We start from the raw sequence: 12,033 nt of genomic DNA on the forward strand, positions 1-12,033 counted from the left end.
GGGGGTCAGAGCAGCGCGTCGGTCCGCTTGGGCTCCGGGCGAACGGCGTGCTCGGCCTCCTCCGCTCGGCGGCCACGGCGGCCGACGGCCCGGCTGCTGCCGCCGGCACCGGTGACGGCGAGGTCGATGCGCACGACGACGTAGCCGATCACCAGGCCGATCACGAGTCCGTAGACGACCGACAGCGCCGACTCCACCACCGTGATCGCCGGGTTGACCAGCGCGTCGGAGACGGCGGCGGTGCCCGCCACGCCGAAGGCGCAGACCCACCATCCCTGTCGCCGACGCGCCCGCATGTGAGTGCCCCAGACGAGCGCCGGGACCCCGAGCACCGCCTCGATCGGCCGCGGGAAGGCCCCCAGGTTCTCGCGGCTCCAGTGCACGCCGTCCAGCAGTGTGCTGACCAGGTCGGGAGTGCCATAGCGCCGCAGCATCTCGGCGTAGAGCAGCGTCACGCCCAGCACGACCGCCCCGACCAGCACAATGAACAGGCCGCGGCTGCCGAGGCCGTGCAGACCCGCGCCCAGGCGGTAGACGAGGGTGAAGACGCACAGCAGAGAGAGGACGAGGACGGCGTACTCGAACCTGGTCACGTCGACCGACGGCTCGAAGCCCAGCACGGCCACCGCCCCGATGGCCGCGACCGCGACGGCGATGCAGGTCTCGCGCACGGCATCGAGGAACCTCACGGCCGGCACCGTGATCACGACGCCGAGCACGGCGGAGACCGCCGCCGTGACGACGGCGGCCCCAGTGCGCAGATCGTCGTTGCCGAGCACGAGCGTGAGCATCCCCACCGCCAGCGTCAGCACGCTGAAGACCACGGGACGTCCGCCGGTGCGGGCCGCCAGGACCCAGGTGTACGCCGTGCCGATGGCCACCGCGCCCGCGCCTGGCAGCCACGACGGACCGACCGGGACCATGCCCGCCACGAGTGACCCGACACCGGCCGCGACGACGATCACCCACAGGACGATCTCGATGAGCGGTGCCTGGGTGCTGTCGGCGGGCTCCACGGCGGCAGGTGCGGCCGGCCCCTCGAGGGCGACACTGCGCCGGGTCGACGGCTCGTCGTGCGGATCGTGCTCCACGATCGCGGCGACGCCGCGGCGGGCATCGGGACGTCCGTCGGGGCGTGTGTCGGCATGCTCACGCGAGCGCTCGCCCGTGTGCTCAGTCGTGTGCTCAGTCGTGCGCTCGCCCCTGCGCTCGGCGGAGCTCGGCCGGGGGGTGGCGCGGCGCCCTCCGCCGCCTCGAACCGGCTCGGCTCGGCGACGCGGGACGACTCTGCTCACGGCAGGCAAGGGTAGAGGATCGGACCACACCAGTGGTGGTCGCCGACGGCCGCTCGACTGTTGCGTGCCCGGTCGGGGTAATACGGGACGTTTCCGACCATGACCGGCCAGTAGACCGCGGGAAACGTCCCGAACTACCTCGCCCGGCCGGCCTGAGGCCCCGACGCCGACCGGCGCGGGCTCACATCCGACGGTTCGCCAGGCTGGGGTTGAGCTCGCGGGCACGGTCGAGGACCGAGCGCTCCAGTCGTGCCGTGAGCGTCTCCTCGCCGTCGGCCGCCTCGGCGAGGACGTCGCCGAGCGGGTCCACCACGAGGGAGTGGCCGCTGTAGCGAGGGGCCGGCTGCCCGGCTGCGACGACGTAGGCGGTGTTCTCGATCGCACGCGCCCGCACGAGGGTCCGCCAATGGTCGACCTTCCGCTCCCCGGCGACCCAGGCCGCCGGCAGGACCAGGATCTCGGCGCCGGCGGCGACCAGCGCGCGAGCGAGCTCGGGGAAGCGGAGGTCGTAGCAGGTCATCAGCCCCACCGTCGCGCCGCCGACGTCGAGGAGCGCCGGCTCGATCTCACCGGCACTGAGACGGTCCGACTCGCGGTAGCCGAACGAGTCGTAGAGGTGGATCTTGCGATAGGTCCGCTGCGACGTGCCGTCGGTCGCGACCAGGGTGTTGAAGGGGTGGCCCGCGGTCGCCTCGAACATCCCGGCCACCATGGTGCTGCCCCGGTCGGCCGCCACGCGTGCGAGCTCGGTGGCGAACGGCCCGTCGAGCGGCTCAGCGTCGGGGTCCAAGTCGTCGCCCACGGGCCCGAAGTCACGGGCGAACGCCTCCGGGAAGACGACCAGGTCCGCGCCGGTCGGGGCGAGCTCGTCAAGGCGAGCCCGGTTCTTCTCCGGCGCGATGTCCGCAGCGGCCTGGACGAGTGCGACGTCGAGATGCTCCCAGGCGATCATGGGACCACTCTAGGATCAGCCGGCATGGCGCCGTGGTCAGCGATCGTGCTCGCGGGCGGCCGGGCGGCACGGCTCGATGGGCGCGACAAGGCCAGCCTCGAGATCGGTGGCCGCACGCTGCTCGACTGGGCGCTGGACGCGGTCGCTGAGGCGGGCGAGGTCGTCGTGGTCGGCGACGCCGTGCCGACGGAGGGTCCGGTCACGTTCGTGCGCGAGACGCCGCGGTACGGCGGCCCCGCCGCCGGCCTGCTCACCGGCCTCGACGCGATGCGCACCCCTCCGGCGTACGTCGCCGTCGTGGCCGTCGACATGCCCCGGCTGACCTCCGTGACGCTGCGCCGGCTGGTCGATGCGGCCGCTGACGCTGATGGTGCGGTCCTCGTCGGACCGGACGGTCGACGCCACCTCGCCCTCGTCGTCTCCGCCCAGCGGCTGCGCGAGATCAGGCTCGACTCGGAGGGTGCGCGCAACCTCGCGCTGTGGAGGCTGCTCGCCCCGCTCGAGCTCGTCGACGTGCAGTCGACGGGAGACGAGCATCGCGATCTCGACACCTGGGCGGATCTGGTCGACCTGGGCGGAGGCGCGGGGAGGGCGGGCGGACCCGAGGCGACCGGCGGAGGTGCAGGGAGGGCGGGCGAGCCTGAGGGTATGGGCGGGCCCGAGACGATCGGCGGACCCGAGGGAGCGATGCCGGCCGAGCGCGAGACCACCCGAAGTGACCAAGATCGCAGCACATCTGGGTGATATCGGGCTCATTGCCGGGCGCTGCAGGGGCCGATGGATCATCCTGTTGCCCATCCAGCCGGCGACAGATCCGCCTGTCTCGGCCCCCAGCAGCAACGAAAGCGTTCGATGTCCAAGACAGTCCCGACCAAGCCGCCGCGGCGGCCGTTCCAGCCGGCGTACGAGGTGACGACGACGACGCGCGTCCCCGGCCGAGTCGGCGCCCCCGAGCCTGTCGAGACCACGCCCACAGACCGACCGACCGAGCCGAGCACCGCTCGCGTCTGACCGCCCCTCGGCCCCCGCACTGGCTCGCCGGGTCAGGTCCCGAACAGCCGGGCCGCCTCGCCGCGCCATATCTCGAACAGCCGGGCCGCCTCGCCGCGCCATATCGCGAACAGCCGGGCCGCCGGGTCAGGTCGCGAACAGCCGGGCCGCCTGGCCGCACCAGACGGTCGACGCCCATGCCACCACATTGCCGCGCCAGGCGGTCGACGGCCCCACCCACGTCGCAGCGCCAGCGGCCGATCGTCTCGCCATCGCGTGACCAAATCCCCCGAGCCGACACCTCGCCACCGGCCACTGTCGTCGGGCAATTCCAGGTCACAGTCAATTGACTGTGACCTGGAATTGCCCCGCAAACCGTGCCCGTCGGCGCGGGGCCAGGGTTCACATCTCGCTCCGGCGGGAACGGCCTCCGGGAACGGCTTGTGACCGGCTCCGGCGGCGGATGCCCCGCCCGCGTCGCCGGTCGCGTCCTTGGCCCCGCCGCCTTCCGGAGCCCGTCGAGACGGAGCCGACAGAGCCCGCCCAGCCCACCCAGCCCACAGAGAGAACAGAGCCCACAGAGCGAACAGAGCGAACAGAGCGAACAGAGCGAACAGAGCAGCCTCCGCCGCCCCGCACCGCCAGCGCCTGTCCGGCCCGGACCTCGACGCGGGGCCCTGAGGGAACAGCCTTAGCCTGAGACCCATGCGCGCCGTCGTCGTCTCCGAGCCCGGGGGGCCCGAGGTCCTCACCATCGCTGACGTCCCGGACCCGGCTCCACAGCCAGGCGAGATCGTCATCGACGTTGCGACCGCGGGCCTCAACCGGGCCGACCTGCTGCAACGGCAGGGCTTCTACCCGCCGCCGCCCGGCGCCTCCGACATCATCGGCATGGAATGCAGCGGCACCGTGGCTGCGCTCGGCGAAGGCGTCGACGGCTGGTCCGTCGGCGACGAGGTGTGCGCGCTGCTCGCGGGGGGCGGCTACGCCGAGAAGGTGGCCGTCCCGGCCGGCCAGGTCATGCGGGTCCCGGCCGGGGTGAGCCTCGTCGAGGCGGCCGCGCTCCCCGAGGTGGCCTGCACCGTCTGGTCGAACCTCGCCATGACCGCCGGACTTCGCGCGGGCGACACGCTCCTCGTGCACGGCTGCGCCGGTGGGATCGGCAGCTTCGCGATCCAGCTCGCGAAGGCCATGGGCGTCACGGTGCTGACGACCGCCGGCACCCCGGAGAAGCTCGACTTCTGCCGCGAGCTGGGCGCCGACGTGGCGATCGACTACCACGAGGAGGGCTCCGCCGGGGACTGGGTGAGCGTCGCGAAGGCCCACGGCGGTGCCGACGTCATCCTCGACAACATGGGTGCGAAGTATCTCGCCCGCAACGTCGACGCCCTCGCCGACGGCGGCCGCCTGGTGGTGATCGGCCTGCAGGGTGGCGCCAAGGCCGAGCTCGACATCAACGCGCTGATGCGCAAGCGCGCCTCCGTGACGGGGACGACGTTGCGCAGCCGGCCGACCGACGGTCCGCGCGGGAAGGCGGCCGTCTGCGCCGAGGTCGTCGAGCATGTCTGGCCGCTCGTCGAGAGGGGGACGATCCGGCCGATCATCGACCGGACCTACCCGCTCGACGAGGCGAGGCAGGCCCACGAGCGCATGACGTCGGGCGACCACACCGGCAAGCTGCTGCTGACCGTCTGAACAGTGCTTTCCGATGCCATCTAGGGTGGGAGCCATGAGCGAGGAGCAGGTAGTCGTCATCGGCCCTGATGGTCGCCCGGTCGCCGTCACGCCCACCGCCCCCGGGGACGGGTCGGACGACGACGGCGAGCGCAGCATCACCGAGCTCGTCGAGCAGCCCGCGAAGGTCATGCGGATCGGCTCGATGATCCGCCAGCTCCTCGAGGAGGTGAAGGCTGCGCCGCTCGACGAGGCCTCGCGCACCCGCCTGAGGGAGATCTACGCCTCCTCCATCAAGGAGCTCGAGCAGGGGCTGGCGCCCGAGCTCGTCGAGGAGCTCGACCGCCTGACGCTGCCGTTCACCGAGGACGACGTGCCGTCGGAGAGCGAGCTGCGCATCGCGCAGGCGCAGCTGGTCGGCTGGCTCGAGGGCCTCTTCCACGGGATCCAGACGGCCATCTACGCCCAGCAGGTCGCGGCTCGCGCGCAGTTCGAGCAGATCCGGCGAGGGCTGCCGCAAGGGATGGGGCAGCCGGAGGCTCCCGGCCAGCCGGGCGGCGACGGTCTCCAGCACCCGGGCCAGAGCAGCGGGATGTACCTCTAGGCTTGCGCCGCTAGACCTCGGACGTGTGCCCGTGCCCCCAGCGGCGGGCGACCACGAGGCCGAGCAGTCCGACGATGACGAGCGCGATGCCTGGCGCCGCGACTCGGAGGAACGAGCGCGGGTGCGTCGACCCGACCTGGGTGTAGGCGACCTGCTTCGGCTCCGGCGGCGCGGTGGTGGGCGCCGTGCCGGGTCCGAGCAGCGTCTGGATCCGCGCGAGGAGCGCGTCGCTCGCCTGCGCGGTCCCCGAGCGTGGGCCGGCGAGCCAGCTGTCGCCGTCGGGCATCGCCATCACGACGTACCGCTCGTCGGTCGTCAGCTTGCCGAGCCCGCAAGGGCCGCCGGTCGTGCGGACCCGCACCTCCTCGCTGGTGACCTGGCCCTTGTAGACGTGGTCCACCTTGACCGTCTGCACGAACGAGTCGCCGCTCACCGAGGCTGAGGTCACGACACCGGTGAAGACGACCGCGGCCCGCCGCACCGCCACCGCCGGGGCAGGCCGAGGGCAGGCCACCGCAGCCGAGGCGGCCGGGCCAACCGACCCCACCGAGGCAGCCGACACACCCGACATACCCGACACAGCCGACGCACCCGACGCGGCGGACGCTGCCGAAGCCGGCGACCCCAAGCCGACCAGGCCGCCGACCGTGAGGCAGGCCGCCACGAGAGCGAAGGCGAGAGCACGGCGCAGCACCCGCCCATCAGACCAGATCCGGGGGCCGGATGACACGTCGGGCCGCCCGGTCAGCGGCCCAGCGCGCCGGCCAGCACGTCGGCCAGCACACGCGCCACGCCGTCGTCGTCGTGCCCCGGCGCCACGTGCGTCGCGCAGGCGAGGACCTCGGGGTGTGCGTCCGCCATGGCGTACGACGTCCCCGCCCAGGTGAGCATCGGAAGGTCGTTCGGCATGTCGCCGAAGGCCACGACGTCGGCGGCGTCGACGCCGAGCTTCGACGCGACCAGCTCGAGCGTGGAGGCCTTCGTCACCTCGAGCGCGCTGATCTCCAGGAGCGGGAACGAGGAGTGGGTGACGTTGACCCGGTCGCCCACGACCGGCACGGCGGCCGCCACGAAGTCGTCAGCGTCGAGCCCGCCGCCGCGGGCCAGCAGCTTGAGCACCGGGACACCGACGAGGTCCTCCAACGGCAGCTCCTCGGGCGTGAAGCCGCGGTCGTCGGCGACGCGTCCGCGCAGGTAGCCGGGCTCCATCGCCCACCCGGCGACCGTCTCGGCGGCGAACTGCACACCGGGGATCGCAGCGCGCAGCGCGTGCGCGACGTCGAGGGATATCTCGGGCGTCATCGGGCGCTCGAGCCACGGCCGGTCCTCGGCCACATCCCAGACCAGCGCACCGTTCGAGACGATGGCCAGGCCGTGGCTGCCGACGTAGGAGAAGACCTCGCGCGCCCACCTCAGCGGGCGACCGGTGACGAAGACGACGTGCACGCCGCGTGCGTCGAGCTCGGCGAGCACGTCGACGGTGTAGGCCGACACGGTGCCGTCGGAGCGGACCAGCGTGCCGTCCAGATCGGTGGCGACGAGCCCCGGCAGCGACGAGGGCGTGTCAGCGGCGGCAACCACGCGACGCATTCTCCCCCACGCGACCTCAGGGCCGTGTGATCGGCAGCGGCCGCGCCATCACCAGCTCGCCGTCGTCGTTCGAGCCGCGCAGCTGGGTGAAGCCCGACTTCGCCAGCACCCGCAGGGAGCGGGCGTTCTCGGGCTCCACCGACGCCCGGATCCGTACGCCGGCCTCGTCGGTGTGCCTCAGCAGCGCCCGCAGTGCCTCGGTCGCGAACCCCCAGCCCCAGGCCTCGGCGACCAGTCCGTAGCCCACCTCGGTCTCCGGCACTCCGTCCGCGGAGACGGTCGGCGGACCGAAGAACCCGATCGACCCCAGCGTCGTCACGCCGCGCACGATCGAGCGCGGCCCCCACGGGTCGCCCTCGTGCCACAACGACGCCACATCGCGGTCGTCCTCGCGAGGGAAGTCGCGGTGCCAGCCGTCCAGACGCCCGCCCCCGCGGATCGCCGCCACGGTCGCCGCGTCCCACAGCGCCAGCACCAGCCGCTCGCTGGCGACCGGCGCCAGGGTCAGCACCACGGTCCGCGAGCCATCGGCACTAGAACCACCGCGAGATCTCCTCGGCGGCACCGTCGTCGTCGACCGACCCGGTGACATCGTCCGCGATCTCGCGCACCTCCTCGGGCGCGTGCCCCATCGCGACCCCGCGGCCGGCCCACTCCAGCATCTCCACGTCGTTGCGACCGTCGCCGATCGCCAGCACGTCCGACGGCTCGAGCCCGAGCTGGTCGACGACGTAGGAGAGACCCGACGCCTTGGAGACCCCCACGGCCGCGAGGTCGAGCCAGGCGGTCCACCCGACCACGTAGGAGGTGCCCTGCAGGCCCAGCTCGCGGCCGAGCGCGACGAACTCGTCCGCGGTCGCCGCGGGATCGCGGATGATCACACGGGAGACCGGCTGGGCGACGAGCTCCTCGACGGGGGTGACGATCATGTCGCCGGTCAGCTCGCCGGGCGGGAAGTGGTCGTTGAGCCGGTAGCCCACGCCGCGCTCCTCGACGGCGACCAGCGCCGACGGGTGCCGCTCGAGGATCGCGAAGACGGCCTCCCGGGCGTCGAACGTCTCCTCATGCACGACGTCCATCGGCGGGTAGCGCAGGATCACCGAGCCGTTGGAGGCCACGATCCAGAGCCGGTCATCGCCGTCGCGGGGCAGGCCGAGCATGTCGGCGACCTTGGTCATGCCGTGCGGGGAGCGGCCCGAGGCCAGCACGATGTTCGCGCCGGCGTCGTAGGCGCGGTTGACGGCGTCGTACACCGCGGGCGGGATCTCCTCCACCGTGGCGCCCTGTCCCGCGATCCACTTCAGCAGGGTGCCGTCGATGTCGAGCGCGACGACCCTCGGCTTCCAAGCGCTCGCAGCGGCGAATGCCGTCATCTCAGCGCGCCACCGGCTCGAGCACGTCGCGGCCGAGCCACTTCTGCAGCGCCTTCGGCACCCGCACGGAGCCGTCGGCCTGCTGATGGGTCTCGAGGAGCGCGACGATCGCCCGGGTGATCGCGGTGAGCGTGCCGTTGAGGGTGGCGACGGGGGCGGTGCCTCGCTCGAAGCGGCCGCGGATGTCGAGTCGGCGGGCCTGGAAGTCGAGGCAGTTGGAGGTCGAGGTGAGCTCGCGGTACTTGCCCTGGGTCGGGATCCACGCCTCGCAGTCGAACTTGCGGGCCGCGCTGTTGCCCAGGTCGCCCGCAGCGACGTCGATGACCTGGTAGGCCAGCTCGAGCTTGTCGAGGAACTCCTTCTCCCAGGCCAGCAGGCGCTCGTGCTCGGCGTATGACTCCTCGAGCGTGGTGTAGACGAACATCTCCACCTTCTCGAACTGGTGGACGCGGATGATGCCCTTGGTGTCCTTGCCCGCCGAGCCGGCCTCCTTGCGGAAGCAGGAGGAGAAGGCGGCGTACCGCAGGGGAAGCGTGGCGGGGTCGAGGATCTCGTCGGAGTGGTAGGCCGCCATCGGCACCTCAGAGGTGCCGACCAGATAGAGCTCCTCGCCCTCGATCCGGTAGACGTTCTCCTCGGCCTGCTCGAGGAACCCGGTGCCCTCCATCGCCTCGGGGCGCACCAGGGCCGGCGCGATCACCTGGGTGAAGCCGGCCTCGCGCGCCTGCTCCATGGCGAGGTTGATGAGCGCGAACTCGAGCTCGGCGCCGACGCCGGTCAGGTAGTAGAACCGCGACCCCGAGACCTTGGCGCCCCGCTCGAGGTCGATGGCGCCGAGCATGCGGCCGAGCTCGACGTGGTCGCGCGGCTCGAAGCCCTCGGCCGCGAAGTCGCGCGGGGTGCCGACCCGCTCGAGGACGACGAAGTCATCCTCGCCCCCGGCGGGCGTCTCGTCGGCGGTGATGTTGTGGATGCTCTTCAGCGCCGTGACCCAGGTGTCCTCGGCGCTCCGCTGCGCCTCCTCGAGGGACTTCACCTCGGCCGCGAGCGCCCTGGTCCGGGTGAGCAGCTCCACCTTCTCCTCGCCCTGGGCCTTGGCGACCTGGCTGCCCATCTGCTTCTGCTCGGCACGCCTCTCCTCGTAGGCCACGATCGCGGCGCGGCGCGCCGCGTCGGCCGAGAGCGCCTCGTCGACCGCCGCGACACTCAGCCCCCGCTTGGCCTGGGAGGCTCGGACGCGGTCGGGGTCTTCACGGAGGATGCGCGGGTCGATCACGGTGACGAGCCTATCGGGGCCGGGACCGTATCCTTTCGCGCGTGCCGGACCGTCGTACCACCACGCTCACCGCAGGGATCTCCTGCCTCGCGTTGGGGCTCCTGCTGGCGGTCGTCGTCGGACTGGGCGCGGCGGACGGGTTCGACAAGGCGCTCGGGGAGCCGCTCGTCGTGGCCCATGGCGTGGTGCACGGCGGCGCCCGCTTCGTCGAGGCGCTCTTCGAGTTCTTGCCGTTCGTCCTCTACACCGCGGTGCTGGCGGTCGGGCTGTGGGTGAAGGGCTACCGACGGGCAGCGGTGTATGCCATCGGGGTCAACGCGGCGGCCCTCGTCGTCAGCCAGGTCGTCAAGCGCGTCGTCGACCGTCCGCGGCCGTCGTGGCAGGACCCGCTGTCGCCCTACACGGGGCTCGCGTTCCCCAGCGGCCACGTCATCCACGCGACGGCGTACTTCGGCGTCACGACCGCGCTCGCGCTCATCTTCGTCCGCAAGACGTGGCTGCGGCGCCTCATCGTGGCCGCCTCGGTCCTCCTCATCGTCCTCGTCTGCGCCGACCGCCTCCTGCTCGGCCGCCACCACATCACCGACGTGCTCGGCGGTCTCCTCTTCGGCGCCGGCCTCGTGCTCGTCGGCCTGGTCGTCTACTCGCCGTTGCCGGTCTCGCAGGCGGTGAAGGCGGAGCCGTTGCCGGAGGTGTACGCCGGCGACAAGCGCTGCGCGGTCGTGCTGAACCCGAGCAAGGTCGAGAGCGTCGGCCAGTTCCAGTCGATCGTGAACTCGATGGCGGTCGAGGCGGGGTGGCAGGAGCCGCGGTGGTACTTCACGACGGTCGAGGACTCCGGCACGGGCCAGGCCGAGCAGGCCGCGGTCAACGGCGCCGAGCTGGTGCTGGTCTGCGGCGGCGACGGGACCGTCCGCGAGGTGTGTGCCGAGCTCGCCGGCACCGGCATCCCGGTCGGCATCATCCCGGCCGGCACCGGGAACCTTCTGGCACGCAACCTCGCCATCCCGCTCTACCTGCGCGCGGCCATCGACGTGGCGCTCACCGGGCAGGACCGCGCCATCGACATGGTCGAGGTGGAGGGCGACGGGACCGAGCGGACCCACTTCCTCGTGATGGCCGGCATGGGCTTCGACGCCGCGATCATGGAGGGCGTCAACGAGGACATCAAGGCGCGGGTGGGCTGGTTCGCCTACGTGCTCTCGGGCCTGAAGGCGCTGATGTACCCCGCGGTGCGCCTGGAGATCTCCGTGGACGACGGAGAGTTCACCAAGCATCGGGCGCGCACGATCGTCGTCGGCAACGTGGGCTCCCTGACCGCCGGCATGCCGCTGCTGCCCGACGCCGAGATCGACGACGGGCTGCTGGACGTCGTGCTGCTCTATCCGCAGCGGTTCTGGTCGTGGCTGCCGCTCGCCTTCCGGGTGCTCGCGAGGCGCCCCCGCACCGACGAGCTGGTCAACCGCATGACCGGCCGCACGGTCGTCATCCGCGCCGACCGTGACACCCCCCGCCAGCTCGACGGCGACACGATCGGTCCGGGCCGCGAGCTGCGGATGACGAACGTGCACGGGCGGCTGCTGGTGCGCGTCCCGCGCTGATCCGGCCGGCGCCCGAGCCGGCCGGATCGGCGCTGTCGTGTGTGTGGCGTCAGTCAGCCGAGTCGAACCACGGCCTGTGCAGGTCGTAGAAGGTCGCGCCGCTCATGGCGTAGTCCAGCTCGGCACGCACCTCCTCCGGGGGCTCCATGCTCTCGCCCTTGCGGGCGCTGGCCTCGTCGGTGAACGCGACGGTCTCGGTGAAGGTGCCGTCCGGCTCGATCGCAAGAGTCGCGCCGAGGATCTCGGGCCGCATCTCGTGCAACATGGTCGAGTCGCGGGTCAGCATGGCCTTGAGCCGGCTCGGGTCGTCGACCTTGCCGCGAATCACCTGCACGAAGCCGGCGTCGTCCGATCCGCCGTCCATCAGCAGGGTCACGTCGTCGCAGTCGTGGTAGGTGACCTCGCCGTCCATGAGCGCCATCATCTGCTCGGCCCACGCGCCCTGCTCCGGACGGCGTGAGTTCGCCATGGCCTTCTCGCGACTCTCGAAGCGGACCACACCGACGAACATGTCGTCATCGGTGAAGCCGTAGGTGCCGCCGAGCCAGCCGTCCGCCTGGGGGCCGATCTCCTGGCGCCATCTGTCTGCCAACGCGTGCAGCTCGTCCTGCCGCGTGCACTTGCCCTGAATGATCTGAATGAACACCGTGGCCTCCGTTCTGAGGCCGCCTCGGGAGT

At 72.1% G+C, this 12,033-nt stretch carries 13 protein-coding genes; 5 read left to right on the forward strand and 8 right to left on the reverse strand.

The features are described from left to right. Nucleotides 1-5: 5 nt before the first annotated feature. Together ACYQ1K_RS12555 and ACYQ1K_RS12560 are read right to left on the reverse strand one after the other, a co-directional pair. The gene (locus tag ACYQ1K_RS12555) at nucleotides 6-1,295 is read right to left on the reverse strand and encodes a hypothetical protein (RefSeq protein WP_459983328.1); all 1,290 of its coding nucleotides are present in this window, start codon (nucleotides 1,293-1,295) and stop codon (nucleotides 6-8) included. Nucleotides 1,296-1,476: 181 nt separating this feature from the next. Beyond that, nucleotides 1,477-2,247: a carbon-nitrogen hydrolase family protein gene (locus ACYQ1K_RS12560; RefSeq protein WP_459983329.1), complete on the reverse strand. Its 771-nt coding sequence runs from the start codon at nucleotides 2,245-2,247 to the stop codon at nucleotides 1,477-1,479. 24 nt (nucleotides 2,248-2,271) lie between these two features. Between ACYQ1K_RS12560 and mobA the strand changes: the two genes are divergently transcribed. The 4 genes from mobA to ACYQ1K_RS12580 all read left to right on the forward strand — a co-directional run bounded on the left by mobA (nucleotide 2,272) and on the right by ACYQ1K_RS12580 (nucleotide 5,515). Beyond that, a complete protein-coding gene (mobA, locus tag ACYQ1K_RS12565) occupies nucleotides 2,272-2,991 on the forward strand; it encodes a molybdenum cofactor guanylyltransferase (protein WP_459983330.1) in 720 nt (239 codons plus the stop codon). A gap of 108 nt (nucleotides 2,992-3,099) precedes the next feature. Continuing rightward, complete coding sequence (locus tag ACYQ1K_RS12570; RefSeq protein ID WP_459983331.1) at nucleotides 3,100-3,258, forward strand: hypothetical protein; 159 nt, start codon at nucleotides 3,100-3,102, stop codon at nucleotides 3,256-3,258. Between the two features lie 684 nt (nucleotides 3,259-3,942). Next, nucleotides 3,943-4,932, forward strand: coding sequence for an NAD(P)H-quinone oxidoreductase (locus ACYQ1K_RS12575; protein WP_459983332.1), 990 nt, complete (start codon nucleotides 3,943-3,945; stop codon nucleotides 4,930-4,932). Between the two features lie 34 nt (nucleotides 4,933-4,966). Continuing rightward, on the forward strand, nucleotides 4,967-5,515 hold the full coding sequence (locus tag ACYQ1K_RS12580) for a bacterial proteasome activator family protein (protein ID WP_459983333.1): 549 nt from the start codon (nucleotides 4,967-4,969) through the stop codon (nucleotides 5,513-5,515). A gap of 10 nt (nucleotides 5,516-5,525) precedes the next feature. Here the strand turns inward: ACYQ1K_RS12580 and ACYQ1K_RS12585 are convergent, their stop codons facing one another. The 5 genes from ACYQ1K_RS12585 to serS are packed head-to-tail and all read right to left on the reverse strand — an operon-like array spanning nucleotide 5,526 to nucleotide 9,754. After that, complete coding sequence (locus ACYQ1K_RS12585; RefSeq protein ID WP_459983334.1) at nucleotides 5,526-6,209, reverse strand: hypothetical protein; 684 nt, start codon at nucleotides 6,207-6,209, stop codon at nucleotides 5,526-5,528. Nucleotides 6,210-6,259: 50 nt separating this feature from the next. Beyond that, nucleotides 6,260-7,096, reverse strand: coding sequence for an HAD family hydrolase (locus ACYQ1K_RS12590; protein WP_459983335.1), 837 nt, complete (start codon nucleotides 7,094-7,096; stop codon nucleotides 6,260-6,262). A gap of 25 nt (nucleotides 7,097-7,121) precedes the next feature. Continuing rightward, entirely contained in the window at nucleotides 7,122-7,619 is a 498-nt protein-coding gene (locus tag ACYQ1K_RS12595) for a GNAT family N-acetyltransferase (protein ID WP_459983336.1), read from the reverse strand. A gap of 19 nt (nucleotides 7,620-7,638) precedes the next feature. After that, entirely contained in the window at nucleotides 7,639-8,478 is an 840-nt protein-coding gene (locus tag ACYQ1K_RS12600; RefSeq protein WP_459983337.1) for an HAD family hydrolase, read from the reverse strand. A gap of 1 nt (nucleotide 8,479) precedes the next feature. Then, nucleotides 8,480-9,754 (reverse strand): serine--tRNA ligase, encoded by a 1,275-nt coding sequence (serS, locus tag ACYQ1K_RS12605; RefSeq protein WP_459983338.1) that lies wholly within the window; start codon nucleotides 9,752-9,754, stop codon nucleotides 8,480-8,482. A 41-nt stretch (nucleotides 9,755-9,795) separates the two neighbouring features. Here serS and ACYQ1K_RS12610 point away from each other — a divergent pair, with 41 nt between their 5' ends. Further along, nucleotides 9,796-11,355, forward strand: a complete 1,560-nt coding sequence (locus ACYQ1K_RS12610; RefSeq protein WP_459983339.1) for a bifunctional phosphatase PAP2/diacylglycerol kinase family protein — start codon at nucleotides 9,796-9,798, stop codon at nucleotides 11,353-11,355. Nucleotides 11,356-11,404: 49 nt separating this feature from the next. Here the strand turns inward: ACYQ1K_RS12610 and ACYQ1K_RS12615 are convergent, their stop codons facing one another. Next, nucleotides 11,405-12,001 carry a hypothetical protein gene (locus tag ACYQ1K_RS12615; RefSeq protein ID WP_459983340.1) on the reverse strand — a complete coding sequence of 199 codons (597 nt, stop codon included), beginning with the start codon at nucleotides 11,999-12,001 and terminating at the stop codon, nucleotides 11,405-11,407. Between the last annotated feature and the right edge of the window lie 32 nt (nucleotides 12,002-12,033).

This window comes from Nocardioides sp. AN3 (assembly GCF_054653495.1).